The organism is Roseivivax sp. CAU 1761 (assembly GCF_054482755.1).
In genome coordinates this window covers 1-18,326 of the sequence record NZ_JBTLRM010000036.1, presented here as the reverse complement: position 1 = coordinate 18,326, position 18,326 = coordinate 1, and the positions used below count along the sequence as shown (strand labels likewise).

The window sequence follows — 18,326 nt, the reverse complement described above, 5'->3', positions numbered from 1 at the left end:
TCGGCGCCGCGTGGGCTCTTGCAGGTGCCAATGGGCGGCCAGCCGGCGCTGCTGGTGCTAGGGCGCCATGGCGGCGATCTCGAGTATTTCCGCCCGCGCGGGGAGGACCTGTCTGGCCGCGGCGGGCTGCGGCTCGAGGGCGGGCCGGCGCAGGCCCTCACCGCGCTGGCGGTGGCGGGCGACCTCTTTGTGACCGCGTCGAGGCAGGTGGCCGGGCTGACGGTCTGGGCCCGCGAGGGCGGCGTGCTCCGGCCGGTCTCGGCGGATCTCGGCCCGGCCGCGCCGGGCAAGATCTTCGACGTTGCCATTTTGCCGGAGGCCGGCGGGCTGCGCATGGTGGCGATCCTGTCGGGCAGCGACATGCTGGCGCATGGCCTGCTCTCGCCGGGGGGCGATCTCGGCCCGGTGCGTCGGCTGGGGCCGCATGAGGGGATCTACCTGCACCGTCCGACCGATCTCGAGACGCTGCGCGTGGCGGGCACGGACTACCTGCAGGCCGCCGCGCCCGGCAGCTCCTCCCTGGCGGTGCTGCGCCACGTGCCGGGGGCCGGGCTGCGGATGGTCGACCATTTCGACGACGACCGCGCGACCCGCTTTGCCGGGATCTCGGTGCTGGAGGCGATCGAGATCGACGGGCAGGCCTATCTGGTGGCGGGCGGCCATGACGACGGTCTCAGCCTGATGACGCTGCTGCCGGGCGGGCGGCTGCTGCATCTCGACAGCATCGCCGACGACAGGCGGATGCATCTGGGCGGCGCTGGCGCTGGGGCGCGGCGGTGCGGGGATCGACCTCTTCGTCGGGGGCGAGGCCGACACCGTGGCCGGGATCGGCCTGACCCGGCTCAGGGTCGATCTCGGGCCGATCGGCCGGACGCTGGCGCTGGGGCGGGGCGACGACCGGGTCTCGGGCGGGGCGGGGCGCGACCAGTTGCATGGCGGGGCGGGGGACGACGCGCTTTCGGGCGGCGGCGGCGAGGACGTGCTGATCGACGGGCCGGGGCGCGACGTGCTGACCGGCAGGGCGGGGGCGGATGTCTACGTCTTCCTGCGCGACGGGCAGAGCGACCGGATCACCAATTTCGAGATCGGCACCGACCGGATCGACCTGTCGGGCTGGGGCCGGATCTACCCGGTTGATGCGCTGGAGATCGCGCGCCGGCCGGGCGGGGGCCGGATTTCCTCGAGGGGCGGGGCGGCGACGACCGGCTGCTGGGCGAGCCCGTGGACCCGGAGTTCGACGCCGCCTCGGGGCGGGTGTTCCGGCTCCACTAGGCGGCGCTGGGGCGCGAGCCCGACCTGCCGGGACTGATGGACTGGGCCGGGCAGCTGCTCGCCGGACAACGCAATCTCAAGGGCATCGCCTCGGGTTTTACCCGCTCGCGCGAGTTCGCGCAGCGCTACGGCGAGACGGATACGGGGGAGTTCGCCACCCTGCTCTATGCCAACGTGCTGGACCGGAGGCCCGATCCGGGCGGCTTTGCCGATTGGACCGGGCTGATCGGCAGCGGCGCCCGCAGCCGCGAGCAGGTGCTGATCGGCTTTTCCGAAAGCGCGGAGATGATCGCTCTGGCCGAGATCGATGCATTGCGCTTCTCCCGGGCCGGGGTGCAGGCCCAGATGAGCGACGAGGGGTTCCGGCTCTATCTCTCGACGCTGGGCCGGCTGCCCGACCTAGCGGGCCTGATCGACTGGAGCGGTCGGCTCACGCAGCGCTTCGACCTTGAACGGGTGGTCTGGGGCTTCGTCCAGAGCCGCGAGTTCCAGCAGACCTACGGCCCCCTGTCGGATCGGGATTTCGAGGCGCTGCTCTACGAGAACGTGCTGGGGCGCGCCCCGGACGCGGCGGGTTATGCTGACTGGACCGGGCGGCTGGCCGGCGGCTGGAGCCGCGAGGCGGTGGTGCTGGGCTTTTCGCAGAGCCCCGAATTCATCCGCAACAGCGCCGGGCGGCTCGAGGACTGGATGCGCGGACGACCGGCTCGACGGCAGCGGCGACCATAACCTGCTGATGGGCGGAATCGGGTCCGATGTTTTCGTGTTCCCTCACAAAGATGCGGGGCGGCATGAAATCGCCGACCCGGAAGCCTGTGTTGCTTCAGCTTTGAAGGCTTCGGCTATATTGGGCCGCAGCAGGTCCGGGCCCGGACGACCTTCGGGAAGGGGACCTGATGTTTTCCGACCGCGGGGTCGAGGTGGTCCTGCGCGGCCATGTCGGCCTCACGGATGACATGATCATCGTCTCACGAGCGTCTCACCACGTATGACGACGCCATTCGAGAGCCCGAGCACGGGCCGAGCAGAGAGCAGCCATGCCCCCATCTTCCCATCCGCCCACCGCGTTCGAGCTGGAGATGCTCGACCTGATCAACCGCAGCCGCATCGATCCGGGCGGCATGGCGGCCGAGTTGAGCCGCCTTGCCGGGACGGACAGCGCGATGCTGAACGCGATACGCTATTTCGGCACCGATCTGGCGGCGTTCCGCGCCGACATGGCCGGCCGTGCCGCGGTGGCGCCGCTGGCCTGGAACGACGCGCTGGCCCGCGCGGCGGACGGGCATTCGCGCCTGCTGATCGAGCACGACACCCAATCGCACCGGGTGCGCGACGGCTCCGGAAACTGGCTCGAGCCGCGGCTGAGCGGCCGGGTAGAGGCGCAGGGCTACGACAACTGGACCGCGGTGCGCGAGAACGTCTATTCCTACACCCAGTCGCCGCTGCACGGCCATGCGGGCTTCGTGATCGACTGGGGGCAGGACGACGAGGATTTCGACGCCTCGGGCAATCTGCGCTCGGATTGGAAGTCGCGCGGCGACGGCATGCAGGATCCGGCCGGTCACCGCAACAGCATCCTCGACGCGGCGGTCACCGAGGCCGGGATTGGCGTGCTCGCAGCGCCGGGCGGGCAAGCGGTCGGGCCTTGGGTGGTGACGCAGAATTTCGGCAACCGGCGCGACGCCGAGGCGCAGCTTCTGGGCGTGGTGATCCGCGACGCCGATGGCGACGGCCACTACGATCGGGGCGAGGGGCTGGGCGGCGTCACGGTCACCGCCACCGGCGCGGGCGGCCGTTTCAGCACCACCAGCTGGAGCTCGGGCGGCTACCAGATGGAGCTGCCCGACGGGCACTGGACCGTCAGCTTCTCGGGCGGCGGCCTGATCGGCACGGCGCGCTACGAGGTCGTGATGGGCGCCGAGAACCGCAAGCTCGACGGCTTCGCGGGGGATGCAACCACATTGGCGTCGCGGCGGGTGGTCGGCACCACCGAGGACGACGTACTGCGCGGCAGTTCGGGACAGGACCAGGTGTTGATCGGCCGGGGCGGTGCCGACCGGCTACTGGCCGCGAATGGAAACGACCTGCTTCTCGGCGACGGCTTTATGCCCGAGCTTGCGCCGGATCTCGCGGCGCGGGTGTTCCGGCTCTACCGGGCTACGCTCGACCGCGACCCTGATGCCGGGGGCCTGCGCGACTGGGCCGGGCGGATCTTCGAGGGCGAGGCCGGGATCGGTCAAATCGTGTCCGGCTTTACCAACTCGGCCGAGTTCCGCCAGAACTACGGTGCACTGTCGAACGGCGCCTTCGTCGAGATGCTCTACAATAACGTATTGGACCGCGGCTCGGACGCCAACGGCAAGGCCGACTGGGTCGGCCGCCTGGCGGCGGGGACCAGCCGGGCCGATATCGTGCTGGGCTTCTCCGACAGCGCCGAGCACCGCGCAAAGACCGGGGCTGCCGCCGAGGCCTTCGCCGTGCGTTATTCCGAGTCGGGTTGGACCGACGAGGTATACCGGCTCTACGGGGCAGCGCTTGGTCGCGAGCCCGACATGGAGGGGCTGCGCGACTGGTGCACCCGTCTCGCCGATGGAATGAGTGGCCAGGAAGCTGCCGCGGGATTCGCCGGCAGCCGCGAATTCTCCCTACGTTTCGGCGCGCCCGATGAGGGCGGCTTCGTCGATCTGCTCTACCGCAACGTGCTGGGCCGCGAGGCCGACGCTGCAGGACGGGCGGACTGGGTCGAGCGGCTGGAGACCGGCAGCAGTCGGGCAGAGGTGCTGAACGGCTTCGCTAACTCCCGCGAATATGTCCGGACCACCGAGGCGGCGATCGAGGACTTCGTGCGCGCCGGCGGCACCGATGACTGGCTCTCGGGCGGAGCGGGCGACAACCGGCTGGCCGGTGGCGCCGGGGCCGACGTCTTCGCCTTCTCGGCGGGGCAGGCGGGCGTGAACGAGGTGCTCGACTTCGAGGCCTGGGACACTATCCGGCTCGAGGGCTTCGGCCACGCCTCGGCGGAGGCGGCGCGCGCCGCCTTCCGGCAGGCGGGCGACGATCTGCTCTACGAGGCGCAGGGGGTGACGATCCGGCTGCGCGACACGGCGCCGTCGATGCTGGACGCGCAGTCGATCGAGATCGCCTGACCCCGGCCCGGCGCGGCCCGCTACGGGGCCCGCGCCGGCTTCGCCCCCGCTCAGCTGCGGGCGTAGACGTCCTCGTAGCGGACGATGTCGTCCTCGCCGAGATAGGAGCCGGTCTGCACCTCGATCAGCACCATCGGCACCTTGCCGGGGTTCTCCATCCGGTGCACGGCGCCGAGCGGGATGTAGACGGACTCGTTCTCGGTCACGAGCTTGACCTCGTCGTCGATCGTGACCTTGGCGGTGCCCTGCACCACGATCCAGTGCTCGGAGCGGTGCACGTGGCTCTGCAGGCTCAGCGCCGCGCCGGGATGGACGTGGATGCGCTTGACCTGGAAGCGATCGGCGAGCACCAGCGTCTCGAACCAGCCCCAGGGCCGGTAGTCGACCGGCAGCTGCGTCGCCTGCTTGGCGCCGCGCGCCTTGAGCGCCTGCACCGCCGCCTTGACGTTCTGGCTGTCCGACATGTCGGCGACCATCACCGCGTCGCGCATCGCCACGGCGACGACGTTCTTGAGCCCGATGCCGACCAGCTCGACCTCGCCGCTCTCGGAGCGCAGCAGCGAATTCTCGCAGTCGAAGGCGGTGGCGTTCTCAGAGATGGCGTTGCCGGCCTCGTCGCGCGGCGATTCCTGCCAAACCGACTCCCAGCTGCCGAGGTCCGACCAGTGGTCGTCGAAGCGCACGACGCTGACGTTTCGGGCCTTTTCCATCACCGCGTAGTCGATCGAGTCCTCGGGCACGCGGGCCCAGAGGTCGGGGTCGATGCGGGTGAAGTCCAGATCCTCGCGCCCGGCCTCGAGCGCGGCTGAGACGGTCTGGAACACCTCTGGCGCGTGTTCGCGGAAGGCGGCGATCAGGGTCTCGGCCGAGGCGAGGAACACGCCGGCGTTCCACAGGTAGCGCGTGTCCGCGAACAACTCGGCGGCGCGGTCGGCGTCGGGCTTCTCGATGAAGCGGGTGAGCTCGCGCACGCCTTCATGGGTGAGCGCGCCCGCCTCGAGCCAGCCATAGCCGGTCTCGGGCCGCAAGGGCGCGATGCCGAAGGTAATGATCCGGCCCTCGCGCGCGGCCATCGCGCCCGCGCGCACCGCGGCGCGGAAGGCGTCCGGGTCGGCCACGGCGTGGTCGGAGGGCACCAGCAGGATCAGCGCCTCGGGGTCGCGCCGCGCGGCGCAGAGCGCGGCGGCGATCGCCGCGGGCGCGGTGTTGCGGCCCTCGGGCTCGATCAGGATGCCCGACGGCGTCACGCCGACATCGTCGAGCTGCTCGCGCACGATGAAGCGAAAGGCGTCGCCGGTGATCACGAGCGGATCGGCGAAGCCCTCCCCGGCGAAGCGCCGCGCCGAGGCCTGGAACAGGCTGTCCTCGCCGAGGATCTCGGCGAACTGCTTGGGGTAGCTCTTGCGCGAGAGCGGCCACAGGCGGGTGCCGGAGCCGCCGCAGAGCAGGACGGGGGTGATCATCTTCTAGTTTCCTTCCTGTCGTCGACTGCCCGGTGGCAAATGACATGATCGAACCAATTCAGGATTTCATGCCGGGGCCGGATTCGAACAATTCCCGGTCGGTCGCGTAGTAGGTCGAGACGCGCTGCACGAGATCGTCGTCGAAATAAGACGCTTTGGACAGCTTCGGCCCGGCGATGATCTCGGCTGGCAGGAGATCGGCTGCGCCGGCCTGGAACTCTCCCCGGCCGCTGCCCGTCGTGTTCTCCGGCTGACGGGCAAGCTGGAGGCCGCTCCGGGCTTCGAGCATGTCGATAGCCTCATTGATCCGGGTCACGGGATAGAAACGGTCCCAGTCGATTCCTTCGAGATAGAGATGCTGGGGGCGCCAGTGCGGATCGAGTTGCCGAGGATCTTGGGAGGTGATCGTGGTCACGAAGTCGCGGAAGCTGATGCCGCGGTCGAAGTCGGGAGCATCCAGGCCAAGCGCGGCTTGCACGGCCCACACCACCCTTCGGGTATGGTGCTGGTTGCCCTCGTCGAGCCTGTTAAGCACGAATTTCTCGACATAGGCGCTGAGCAGCCGCTCGGCGGGATCGCGCAGGATCGCGAACTTCAGATAGGAGGGGTCCGCGATCACCCGCCGCGCCTCCTGCTCCTCGTAGTCGGAGAGCTGAGCGCCGGTCCGCACGTGGTCGGTGAGAAGATGGATATGCGGCAGGATATAGTCGATGTCGGGCAGCCCAGAGACCCGGACCATCTGCCGCTTCATGAAGGTGCAGGCGTTCTTGCCGATCGGACAGTAGACAACCTTAGCCGGGTGGCTCACGAAGACTTGGTTGAGCGGCCAGCCCAAAGGTGTCTTGAGGGCACGCGGCGACTGCCGGAACTCGTCCGAACCCATGATGACATCATGCATCTTGACGGTCGTGTCGAAGCTTGGCGGTGTATCGGGATTGGGAGGGCGCCTCAGGAAGAACCTGAACGCTTCTGCGACCTCGGAGTGGGGAACGCTCATCGGATCATGCCCCCTTTCTGTAGATGGTCGTGGCTGCGGATCGCACCGCGACGACGAAGTCACCGCGGTGCGATCCGCGCGTGTCCAGGCATGTGGGCCGGCTCGCCATGAAAGGGGGGATGGCGCCCGGGAGGGTCATGACGCCGGTCCTGCGAAAAGGTGCCGCACCATCTCAGCTCTTCTCGTCCAGTCGGTCCATGATCTCGCGCAGCCGGTCTTCGTAGCGCCTGGCGATCGCGGGGGCGGAAAAGTTCTGCCGGATATGGGCATAGGCCGCCTCAACCTTGGCCGCGCGGGCCTTGGGGTCGTCGAAGGCGGCGCGCAGCTGACGCGCGGCGTCCTCGATCGAGGGATCGCCCCAGGCCGAGCCGGGACGCACGAAGATGTAGTCGCCGGGGCGCAATTCCACCTTCCGGGAGTCGACCAGCCAAGTGGTCTCCTCCGAGCAGAAATCCATGTTGCCCGAATAGGCGGTGCAGACTACTGGCACCTTCAGCGCCATCGCCTCGATCATGCCGAAGCCCCAGCCCTCGGACCTGTGCAGCGAGATGTAGCAGTCCGCGCCGGCCTTGAGCTGCAAGAGCTCGCGGTAGTTCAGCGTCTCGTTCATCAGCACGATGCGCGGGTCGTTTGAGATGATCGCGTCGATCCGGTTCCACAGATCGACTTGCACCGGGTCGAACACGCTGTCGCGGTTCTGCGTCTTCACCACCAGCCGCGCGTTCGGCACGCCCTCGAAGGCCTTCTGGAACGCCGTGAGCACCGAGACCGGGTTCTTGCGCTGCACGAAGGAGAAGCTGTCGAAGGCGACGAGGCAGACAAAGTGGCTGTCATCGAATCGGAAGCGGCGATTGACGAAGCCGCGCGCGGCCGCGTGGGCGATGTCAGGATGCTCCTCGTAGCACATGCCGACATTGACCACCGGCTTGCCCTTGGCATCGGGCTTGTAGATCTCGACGCCGTATTCGGTCGAGACCCAGATCTCGTCAAGAAGCTCCATTCCGAGGTAGTGGCAATAGGCCGGCTTGTCGAGTTCCCAGAAGAAGTAGCCGATGTTGTAGGCGCCCGAGAACACGTCGGGCTGGTAGGCGAAGGCCAGTGGCGTGGACTCGGCGTTGAGGTGGATCAGGTTGATCTTGGCCGGGCCGTAATCCTCGATCAGCGTCTCCGAGCTGAAGCCCTCAGGGGCGGGGTTGTCGAGGTCAAAATCGACGCCGCGGACGCTGAGTTCGGTCTCGCGTAGGATCGCGGCCGAAAGGCGGGTCGCCTGGCCCAGCCCTGAGGCCTTGGCCAGCGGGCCGATCAGCTGCACGTCGACCTTCTCGCGATCCGGGTCGGGGATCGCCAGGGAAGCGGCCTCGTAGCGGTGCCCACGGGAGTCGCGGGTTAGGAAGGAATAGCTGTCGAGATCGAAGGACGCACCCCGCAGCAGGCGGGCGTAGCGGTCGCGCGACAGCGTCAGTTCGACGGGGGGGGCGGCCTCTTCCTCGGGGGTCTCGGATTCCAACTGCACCTTGAGCAGACGATTGGCGAAGTCTTCGAGATCCGAGCTGCCATTCGGGTTGTCCGGGTTCGGCGCGAGCAGCGCTCTGATCTGTGCGCGGGGGACATAGCGCAACAGATCGGGCCGGCTGACCGCCTGCAACAGGATGATCAGTATCAGCGTCTTGCGTCCCTCGGCGGTGCCGGGGTCTAGGAAATGCAGCTTGGGATTGTCCCGGTAATAGCGATCCGTGAAATAGCTCAGGGGGAAGGCCTCGAGCCGCCTGTCGAACGGGACCGCGCGCAACGCATCGGCATAGCGGTCGGGGACAAGACAGTCCTCCAGACGCAGATGCACGACATCCTGATTGACCCACCAGAACACCATGTCCAGAAAATTGTCGCGGTCGCTGAGGTCGAGCTTGGCCATCAGGTCACGGCGGTTCGCCAGCCGCCACCACATGATGCGGCTCAGCGCATGGCTTTGCCCGCCCATGAGCAGCGGCGCGTTCAGATAATCGATCTGCTCGGCTGAGATCGGGGTGCGGCGCTTGTCTTGAGCCCGATAGGCGGTCAGATACCAGTAGAGGAAGCGGTCGGCGTTATCGAGGCCCTTCTCCACCGTGAACTGCGCGTCCAACCGCATGCGGTAGCGCGTGAAGTCGAGATAGGCCGGCTGACCGCTCTCGGGAATGTCGGGGATCAGCCGCTCCGTAGTGAACATCGTGGCGTGCCGCTCAAGGGCGGGCTGGACGACCGGCGGCAGCCGCGCCTCGCCGGGCGGGGTCTCCTCCAGTTGCTCCAGCAAGGTCGCCAGTTCTGATTTCAGCGCGAAGCGGCAACGCGTCACGATGTCCGCGCCGACGCCCGGATTGGTGTCGTCGGCCTGCAGATCGAGACTGCCCAGCTCGACCGCGCCGGCCCCCTCGGTTCGGACGCTGATCCGGCCGCCGGCGGCGGCGGCCTTCTGGTAGAGCGCATCCGACAGGCCGAACTGGAAGCCGCAGGCCGCGTCGCCGCCGGTCACGGCGCGCACATCCTCGCGGATCGCGTCGGCGATGCCGGCGTCGAGCAGCGTCTCGCCGGCATAGAGCGCCACCGGCACCCGCCCCTTCCTGCTCTCGCGGTGGATCACCCAGCCGCGAATCACCCCCTCGTCGGACAGCCCGTCCACATTGCCGCGGAAGGCACCGCGATACTGATGGCTGTTGTAATCGAATGGGCCCTTGATCGCCCGGCGGGCGGCCGAGCGGAGCTTGCGGGTCAGGGGGATGCCGGCGGCGCTCATCAGGCTTTCCCGGCTCAGGTGAGAGCGTCGTAGTCGGACTTGGCCATCATCTCGGCCAGCCCGCGCAGGTCGACCTTGGGCTCCCAGCCGAGCTTCTCGCGCGCCTTGGAGGCGTCGCCGATCAGCAGGTCGACCTCGGCCGGGCGGAAGAATTTCTCGTTGATCTCGACGATCCGCTTGCCGGTCTTGTGGTCGGTCGCGGTCTCGTTCACGCCTTCGCCTTCCCAGATCAGCTCCATGCCCAGCACGCCGGCGGCGTAGGTGACGAAGTCGCGGATCGTGGTGGTGACGCCGGTGGCCAGAACGTAGTCGTCGGCCTCATCCTGCTGCAGCATGCGCCACATGCCCTCGACATAGTCGCCGGCGAAACCCCAGTCACGCTTGGCATCCATGTTGCCGAGTTGGATCGCCTCGGTGCCGCCATGCGCGAGCTTGGCAAGGCCCAGCGTGATCTTGCGGGTGACGAATTCCTTGCCGCGCAGCGGGCTCTCGTGATTGAACAGGATGCCCGAGGAGGCATGCATCCCGAAACTCTCGCGGTAGTTCATGGTGATGTAGTGGCCATAGACCTTGGCCACGCCGTAGGGCGAACGCGGGTAGAGCGGGGTGGTCTCGCGCTGCGGCACCTCCTGCACGAGGCCGAACATCTCGGAGGTCGAGGCCTGGTAGAAGCGGCAGTCGGGGCGCAGCGTGCGCAGCGTGTCGAGGATACGGATCACGCCCATGCCGTCGACATCGGCGGTGTAGATCGGCAGGTCCCAAGAGGTGCCGACGAAGCTCTGGGCGGCGAGGTTGTAGAACTCGTCCATCGCGACGTCGCGGATCACGCGGAAGATGTTGTTCTGCTCGGAGAGGTCGAACTCGTGTAGACGCACCTTGTCGGTGATGCCGAGGATGTCGAGCCGGGTGGTCTCGGGATGAGAGATCCGCCGCACGCCGCCATGAACCTCGTAGCCCTTCTCGAGCAGAAGCTTGGCCAGATAGGCGCCGTCTTGGCCGGTGATGCCGGTGATGAATGCAGTTTTCATTTTGGTCCTCTGCTCGACGAACTTAGCGAAGTCTCCGTGTCCGCTACCTCATAGTGAGCGGCCTGCGGGACTTCAATCTGAAGCTTCCCCACCCCGGGGAGGTCGTCCCGGAGGCGGTGCACTCTCATTTTCGGGAATGAAGGATGATGAATTGGCCCGGCGTTTCCGGCCGGATTTCTGCGTCGGGGTTCGTCAGCAGATGCGTGCCATCTTCCCGGATGTCGTAGACGGTCTGTCCGCCCCAGGTCTCGATGCTCATGCCGGCCTGCCGGACCAGATCGAAGGTTTGCTCGAGGGTGTAGTGGCGGGTATGGAACTTGTGCTGCGCCGGACGGAATGGCATCAATTCCTCGTTCGGTGTGGACAGGAAAAGATGTCCACCAGGTTTCAGCGACCTGCCGACTGCCCGAACAAGTTCCGGACCATCTTCTACATGTTCGACGCTCTCGAAGCAGAAGGCGAAGTCGAAACACGCCTCGGGCAGTTCGAAGGGCCATGTCTTGCAACTGTAGAACACGCCGGGGCATGCATAGGCCTCGGACGCCAGGGCGATGGCTTCGCTGGACGCGTCGATGGCGAGCAGGCTAAGATTCCGAGCCGCCGCCATGTAGCTGCCGTAGCCATTGCCACAGAACAGGTCCAAGCCGAACCCGGGGGCCGAGAGCCGACTGATTCCGAACTCGTACCTGCGGCGATGGTCGCCCCTGATTTCATCCAGGCTCGCAGCGAACTGTCGTTCGCCGGAGCGTAGCGAGAGATCGTGGCTCGAACTGGTCATGCGGCGATCCTATTAAGTTCGTCGCGGCATGCCTGTCCATGCCGTTCGGGGCCGTGATGGCGGGAAATGAAATCTGCGGCATTTCGGCCTTTCGCCGCGGCTTGTTCGGGATCCTGCGCAAGCTGGTCGAGGGCGGTAATCAGAGAATCTATGCGAACCTCGGCCCAAGTAAAATGGCTCTTGATATCTCCCAGCGCTGCATCCCCCACATGCGTGAGATAGTAATCAATCGGTACGGCGAATTCTGGAAGGAGGAACTCGGTCGGACCAGAGTAACGGGTCGCGGCGATGGCCTTACCATGTATCATCGCTTCAATGATTCCGCGGCCTAGGCCTTCGGCCCTGTGAGGAGATACGTAGGCATCGAAGCTCGATAGAAGTGCCTTCATTTCCTCCTGTGATAACGCCGCATCGACTAATTCTATGCGCTTATCTAGAGAAGCGAGATAAAGGAAGTCGTCAACATCCATATTTCTAACGAGATGCGAGGCTTCAACGCTGTACTTTATAATAAGACGAACGTTCTCTTTCGGCCTGTGACTAAAGCATTCTAGGAAGGCGAGGATCAAGGCATTGGGGTCTTTGCGCGCCGCCATAGAATTAAAGTCGAATATGTATCCGAATGTGAACGGCGTGTTCCGATCCCCAGCCGCGGGCTGTGGGACCGCAGTTTCTTGGTGCAGGGGCATCTGCACCACAGGACGATCGGTATGCGCCGCAAAGCAGTTTTTCAGGAACATGTTCGAGACCCATATCTCGTCCAAGGCGGACAAGCCTGCTTGATGAGCGTCCGGGAGTTCGGGGAACTCCCAATACGGGGCGCCGATATTGTATCGACCGGTGAACAGCTCGGGGGCCTGTTTCTTAATCAAATTAATGGCCGGTAGATTGTGACAGAAGAGGTTCGTATCATATTTTGGCCTTTCGACCACAAGTTCATCGATTATAGGGTTGCGCATTTCCCGTCTTATAGAACTGTAGTTCTGCTCAATGACGCAGACCGGAATCCCGGTGGCCCGCATAGCTGCAACCTTGTCCTGGAGTTCCAGCCCTAAGCCATGCATCCCAAAGGGCATACCGATCACGTTGATGCCGTTCACTGGAGACCTCCGCGGATTTCCTGAATGCGCTGCAGAAGTTTTCTCCCGACCGCCTGTCGTGAGAACTGCTCCTGAATCGTACGCTTGCCCTGTCTGGCGATCTTTTCCCTAAACACGATGTCCTCATGCACCCGTCGCATATGACGGGCAGCATCTCGTGCATCTGGTTCCGCCCATATGGTTTCCTGTTGGTGATACGCATCCGGAGACATCAGCACCCGATCGAACCGGACAAGACAGGAATTCTCGTCATTCATGAAGTCCAGATTTCCGGAGTATCCGGTGCCGATCGTCGGCTTGCCGTATCCCATGGCTTCGGCCATGGTCAGCCCGAAGCCTTCTGCCCTGTGCAGCGAGACATAGGCGTCGCAACGCATATAGAGCGAGGCATTCTCGTCATCCGACAGCGTTTCCTCAATGATCACGACCCGGGGATCGAGACGCGCCTTAACCTTGAACCGTTCAAAAGCGTCCCGGTTTTCCCGGGAGGCCTGCCGGATCATACTCTTGAACACCATAGAAACCGGTTTGCCGCGATCCGGGAACGCTATCTGGAAGGCCCTCAGTACCGCTTCGGGGTTTTTTCGCGCCATTGTCGAGTCCACGCTGAAGGTGAACAGGAAGGCGAAGTTGTCTTCCGGAATTCCGAACCTGCTTCTAGGCGTGAGCATATCTGGGTAATGAAGTTCAACGGGTATGGGGAAGGCATGCACGGGAACATCCATTCTTTTCCGTGCGGCTTCGGCAATGAAGTTGGAGAGACCCCAGTATTCGTCGATCCGCCTCGTGTCTGCCAAGTAAGTGGGCATGGTTTCCAACTCCCAAGCCCCATAGCAGATGTTGTAGTGATTGTTGATTATGTCGGATCCGTTTGACTTCACGATCCTTTCGATCCGCGTGACATCCCCGACGAAGATATTAACTTTGGACCCATATTCGCTGGGTTCTACGAACTCCGTATCACCCTCCCGATGAATGGAGTTGTTGAAATTGATGGCCCGTGGGCGAATCCACTCTGCGTTCTCGGATAGAGCGGCGCTAAGGGCGAGATGGCAGTTCCTCGCCATGACGGCGAGACCAGTATGAATGTTGAACGGCCCGAAAATGTTCGAGATGTGGCGGTCGGGAAGTGCTGCAAGGCTCTGTATGGCGGTACCGAAGGTAAAGCTTTCCACCATGAAGCCGATCTCACGGGCATCGGCAGACATGCCCGCAGTCTGTGGCGAATGACAGCCCAGCATCTCGAAGTCTATAGTCGCCGTTTCCTGCTCGTTGTCGAGAGCCCATCGGGGAATGGGGATCGTCAAGTCTACGCCCCCAACCTGTAGGTCGCCGGGCCGGTTTTGCTCAAACCTGTATTTCTTCAAAACCTTACCGTCGGCCCTTACGATCAGGGTGTTCGCTGTCAGCATCTCCGAAAGGTAGGCCCGGACATTGCCGAGCCTCAACTCAATGTCTTCGTTCGTCTGATGAGCCATCATGATGCGGAGCCGGGAGTTGCGCCCATCGCTCCAGACTCCGATGGTCTCCGCTTTGTGCCACCCGAACGGCATGAAGGATTTGTTGAAGCAGCCGGGTTCGATCTTGATACAATCTCCGACGGAGATCATCTGGGCTGCGACAGGGGCCGCCACCGCCATCTCGTATAGCGCGAGCGACAAAGCGCGCCGGTCCTCGCTTTGCACTGTCTCCTTAGGAGAGTGGCCCGCATCACAGCGAAGTTCCAGCAAGACCTCCCCAGTGGGCGATTGTAGCCCTGCGGGAATGTCGAACTGAAGATCTACTTTCTGGGTCGATTGGAAGATATGTTCCTTCAGCACGGTCCTGTCGCAAAGGATCTGAAGGGTTACGGGCTTGTTCGGGGCCGCCATGCTGGATAGCGAGAGCGTTACATCCACCGATTTTGTTCTTCCTGCGGGAAGACGGAATGAGAGAAAGGCGTTGTCCGGGCCGGTCCAGTGATGGTCCGGCGCAGGTGGGAACCAGCCTCCGCCTACACAGAACTTGTCTGCCGCACCCCCGCTGCCGAACTGCAATGTTTCGTTGATGGGAAATTTTAGGCCGGTCGCCGCCACCTGAGTTCGCCCGTGATTTTCCCAAGAGATGTTGAGAAGGGACTTCAGAGTGGTCGTATGTGCGACGCCGGACTTCTCGAAGGAGGGAACACCCTCCTTCAGGGTATTCCAGAATTGAGGAGACAGGATTTCCATGCCATAGGCTGGCTCGCTTGCCCGGTTCGTCCAGGTTTCCGCCAGCGGGAAAGGATCTTTTCCAAAATACGGACTCTCGCTCAGGATGCTCGAAGTGAGCGCGCCCACGCCTTTTACTTTGGGATCGGCCAGCAATGCATAGGGGTTTTCGTTGATCACCGAGACATTAGGGAAGCGCCGCAAGAAACGTATCTGGTCGGCGCTGTCATGAAGATAGGGGTGAGGTTTGAAGTACACGGACTTGAAACGGGCGCAGAACTCCTCAATGGCCGCCGCACAATCCTGCAGTGAAACAAGACCATCTCCCGAGATCAGCGCCGCGTCCACGTCGACCTGCCCGAACAGGACAGCAGAATTATCTGCAAGTTTGGAGGTGTAACCCTTAAGAGTTTCCGCCGCTTTCATCTGCGCCGAGAAATATTTGTCGTCCTTAGGCATATGGAGCGGTTTCAGCGACTTCGAATCGATGTAGTTCGTTTCAAGCATGAACTTGTAGTCCTGCATGAATCGAAGCGGGTGTATCGCGAGGGAAACGTAGGGAACCTTTAGGATATCGAATATGCGTTTCTGGAACGGGGAAACTTCAAACCCTACCACGAAGGCTTCTTCGAAGTAGGGGCGCAAGATCTCGATCGCCTCCGGGGGGGGCGTCATGTTGTAACTTTTCACCCATCCTACTGTGGACGGGTCCAGATCCAGAGTCTCGTAGACTGCTCTTACGGGAAGGCTATCCTGCGCCCCGTCATCCCATACGAAATTCTTAGGTTCTGTATCGAACGCCCTTCTCAGACTTATGGAAAGCCAGTTGAAGATGTTTTTGCTGATGGCATTCTGCATGCCGGACTTGGCCTGCGTCTGCCCGGGGAACGGTCGCATAAAATCGGCGATAACCGTAGGAATGCGGCTGCCGATGCGCGCCTGGCTGGATATCGGGGTGAATCTGGAAAGCATGCGGCCCATCTCAAAGCACCTCGCGAGGGGACGATTTGATGACCCTGTCCAGGGTCTGCAATTGGGTGATTAGCGTTTCCATGCGGTCCACGGGGATCATGTTCGGCCCGTCCGAGGGCGCGTTTTCAGGATCCTCGTGGGTCTCGATGAACAGCCCGGCGACGCCCACGGCCACGGCCGCGCGCGCGAGAACCGGCGCAAATTCGCGCTGTCCACCTGAGGTAGTGCCCTGACCGCCGGGCTGTTGCACCGAATGGGTGGCGTCGAAGATCACCGGATAGCCGGACCGGGCCATGATCGGCAGGCCGCGGAAATCCGACACCAACGTGTTGTAGCCAAAGGACGTACCGCGGTCGCAAAGCATGATGCGCTCGTTGCCAGTCGAGGCGATCTTGGCGGCAACATTCTGCATGTCCCACGGCGCGAGGAACTGGCCCTTCTTGACGTTGAGCGCGGCGCCCGTCTCGCCGGCCGCCAGCAGCAGGTCGGTCTGGCGGCACAGGAAGGCCGGAATCTGTAGCACGTCCACCGCTTCAGCTGCGCGCGCGCATTGTGCCGCATCATGGATGTCGGTCAGCACTGGACAGCCAAACTCGTCGCGGATCTTCGACAGGATCGACAGCCCCTCGTCGATGCCCAAGCCGCGCTGGGTAGACAACGAAGAGCGGTTTGCCTTGTCGTAGCTGCCCTTGAAAATGAACCGGATACCGCTTGGCGCGCAGGCGGCGGCGATCCGCTCGGCCATCATCCGGCTGTGATCAAGGCTCTCCAACTGGCACGGGCCGGTGATCAGGGTGAAGGGGAGGTTGGAAGCAACCCGAATTCCCCCGACGTCGACCTCTTTTGTTTCAGTCATACCTTGTCCAGGTCCTCGGCATGTTGCATGGCGCTAGGGCGGCTACGTGACGAAAGCTCGAAGTCTTTCGCGGGATACGTACCGACGCCGAAATGGTAACGGCCGGGGACGCGACGCCCCTCCCCCGTAACAATCGAAACTCCAACGGGACAGTCACGGGCGGCGATGCCCCCTTCCACCGACGTGATTCTGCGGGGAAATGGGCCGATACCGGTCATCCCGGTCCCACGCCGAGAAGGATCTCCATGAGCTTCGGGATCCGCCCGGCATTCCTAGCGCTTTGGCGAAGATCAGCTTTAAATTCGGCAAAGCAGCTAGGATGGCGGTCGTGCTCATTTCAATTCCACCTTCAGGCGACGCCTGCCCGCAGGCAGTCATGGATATGCAGCACACCAAGAGGGCGGGTCTGCGCATCAACGACCATCAAGGCCGAGATCTTGCGCTCGTTCATCATCGCCAGGGCCCTTGCCGCTAGCATGTCGCCGGGTACCATGATCGGATTGGGGTTGGCGATCTCTCCAGCGTGATGGGTCATCAGCGTCGCCATGTTGCGGCGTAGATCGCCGTCGGAGACAACGCCGACGAGTTGGCCTGCGCGGACCACCCCGGCAATCCCGAACCCCTTCGAGGTCATCACCAAGAGCGTTTCGCTCATCGAGGCCGCTGCATCCACCAGCGGCAACTCCCCAGGACCATGCATCAACTGATCCACAGTCATCATCTGCGCACCGAGCTTTCCGCCCGGGTGGAACACGCTGAAGTTCTTCGGCTTGAAGCCCCGCTGCTTCATCAACGAGACGGCCAACGCATCCCCCAGAGCCAGCGTCAGGGTCGTTGAGGTGGTCGGCGCCATGCCGATTGGGCAGGCCTCGGGCGCGGAGGGCAGCGCCAGACGGTAGTCGGCCGCCTTCATCAGCGTGCTCTCCGGGCGTGAAGAGATGGCCACCATCGGTACCGAGAAGCGGCGGGTATGCGCGACGATGTCGCGCAGTTCCGCGGTCTCGCCGCTATTGGAAATCAGCAGGCAGATGTCGTGCTCGGTGATCATGCCGAGATCGCCGTGGCTCGCCTCGGTGGCGTGCACGAAATAGGACGGCGTTCCGGTCGAGGCGAAGGTGGCTGAGATCTTCCGGCCGATATGGCCAGACTTGCCCACGCCGGAGACGATGACCCGGCCGCTGGTGTTCAGGATCAGTTCGACGACCGCGTCGAAATCCTCGGGCATGCGGTCCGCCATCTTCAGGATGGCTTCCGACTCAACGCGCAGGACCTTCCGGCCCGCCTCGGTGATTGCCGAAAGCTCGGTAGTCAGGTCCTTCAACGTGCTATCTCCGTAGGATCACTGCTTTCGTGGAACGGGCCAGGTCGGTTCGTGCCTCGTCCCATGGTCCACGTTGGACCGCCTCTGTCCGCGAAGTTTCCTATACCAGCGACCAATGTATGACAACGCACGAGATATGCGAAAAGGCTGCTTGCAGCCATAGGACGTAATTCGATCGGATGCGTATGTTTAAAGGTGAGAGTTTCGGCTATGGGCTGCTGCCGGTCCCGTAAACACGAGCGGGTGGTGTCCCACCGCTTGGTGTAGGAGGTCGCGCGCGGAGCCCCCGGCGTAGCGCAGCGCGCGGCCGAGTGTGACGCTGGCGGCCATCGTCGATCTTCGTGAAGGTTTGGGTTGCGAGACCTTGAACCGATACGGAGATGACGATGACCGACGACAGAATGGCGCTGATCGAGTTGGTTGAGAAGCAGGCG

Annotated in this window: 13 protein-coding genes; 3 read left to right on the top strand and 10 right to left on the bottom strand. The window is 63.8% G+C overall.

Annotation, left to right across the window (positions count from 1 at the left end; translation table 11 throughout):
* Positions 1-57 precede the first annotated feature (57 nt).
* A complete protein-coding gene (locus tag ACXYMW_RS16985) occupies positions 58-714 on the bottom strand; it encodes a hypothetical protein (protein ID WP_459036523.1) in 657 nt (218 codons plus the stop codon).
* Between the two features lie 103 nt (positions 715-817).
* On the opposite strand from ACXYMW_RS16985, the gene ACXYMW_RS16980 reads away from it, so the two are divergent.
* From ACXYMW_RS16980 to ACXYMW_RS16970, 3 genes are all read left to right on the top strand, one after another.
* Positions 818-1,309, top strand: coding sequence for a M10 family metallopeptidase C-terminal domain-containing protein (locus ACXYMW_RS16980; protein WP_459036522.1), 492 nt, complete (start codon positions 818-820; stop codon positions 1,307-1,309).
* Entirely contained in the window at positions 1,279-2,001 is a 723-nt protein-coding gene (locus ACXYMW_RS16975; RefSeq protein WP_459036538.1) for a DUF4214 domain-containing protein, read from the top strand. Before ACXYMW_RS16980 ends, ACXYMW_RS16975 begins: the two co-directional genes overlap by 31 nt.
* A 308-nt stretch (positions 2,002-2,309) precedes the next feature.
* Positions 2,310-4,418 carry a DUF4214 domain-containing protein gene (locus ACXYMW_RS16970; protein WP_459036521.1) on the top strand — a complete coding sequence of 703 codons (2,109 nt, stop codon included), beginning with the start codon at positions 2,310-2,312 and terminating at the stop codon, positions 4,416-4,418.
* A gap of 50 nt (positions 4,419-4,468) precedes the next feature.
* On the opposite strand, the gene ACXYMW_RS16965 is transcribed toward ACXYMW_RS16970, so the two are convergent.
* The 9 genes from ACXYMW_RS16965 to ACXYMW_RS16925 all read right to left on the bottom strand — a co-directional run bounded on the left by ACXYMW_RS16965 (position 4,469) and on the right by ACXYMW_RS16925 (position 17,892).
* Positions 4,469-5,881 carry a mannose-1-phosphate guanylyltransferase/mannose-6-phosphate isomerase gene (locus tag ACXYMW_RS16965; RefSeq protein WP_459036520.1) on the bottom strand — a complete coding sequence of 471 codons (1,413 nt, stop codon included), beginning with the start codon at positions 5,879-5,881 and terminating at the stop codon, positions 4,469-4,471.
* Between the two features lie 58 nt (positions 5,882-5,939).
* Complete coding sequence (locus ACXYMW_RS16960; RefSeq protein WP_459036519.1) at positions 5,940-6,878, bottom strand: sulfotransferase family 2 domain-containing protein; 939 nt, start codon at positions 6,876-6,878, stop codon at positions 5,940-5,942.
* 172 nt (positions 6,879-7,050) lie between these two features.
* Positions 7,051-9,648 (bottom strand): glycosyltransferase family 4 protein, encoded by a 2,598-nt coding sequence (locus ACXYMW_RS16955; protein WP_459036518.1) that lies wholly within the window; start codon positions 9,646-9,648, stop codon positions 7,051-7,053.
* Positions 9,649-9,662: 14 nt separating this feature from the next.
* Positions 9,663-10,676, bottom strand: a complete 1,014-nt coding sequence (gmd, locus tag ACXYMW_RS16950; protein ID WP_459036517.1) for a GDP-mannose 4,6-dehydratase — start codon at positions 10,674-10,676, stop codon at positions 9,663-9,665.
* Between the two features lie 124 nt (positions 10,677-10,800).
* Entirely contained in the window at positions 10,801-11,454 is a 654-nt protein-coding gene (locus tag ACXYMW_RS16945; protein WP_459036516.1) for a class I SAM-dependent methyltransferase, read from the bottom strand.
* Positions 11,451-12,554, bottom strand: coding sequence for a glycosyltransferase (locus tag ACXYMW_RS16940; RefSeq protein WP_459036515.1), 1,104 nt, complete (start codon positions 12,552-12,554; stop codon positions 11,451-11,453). Before ACXYMW_RS16940 ends, ACXYMW_RS16945 begins: the two co-directional genes overlap by 4 nt.
* Positions 12,551-15,724 (bottom strand): glycosyltransferase family 4 protein, encoded by a 3,174-nt coding sequence (locus tag ACXYMW_RS16935; RefSeq protein ID WP_459036514.1) that lies wholly within the window; start codon positions 15,722-15,724, stop codon positions 12,551-12,553. Before ACXYMW_RS16935 ends, ACXYMW_RS16940 begins: the two co-directional genes overlap by 4 nt.
* A 1-nt stretch (position 15,725) precedes the next feature.
* Entirely contained in the window at positions 15,726-16,571 is an 846-nt protein-coding gene (kdsA, locus tag ACXYMW_RS16930; protein WP_459036513.1) for a 3-deoxy-8-phosphooctulonate synthase, read from the bottom strand.
* Between the two features lie 349 nt (positions 16,572-16,920).
* Positions 16,921-17,892, bottom strand: a complete 972-nt coding sequence (locus tag ACXYMW_RS16925) for a KpsF/GutQ family sugar-phosphate isomerase (protein WP_459036512.1) — start codon at positions 17,890-17,892, stop codon at positions 16,921-16,923.
* Positions 17,893-18,326 lie beyond the last annotated feature (434 nt).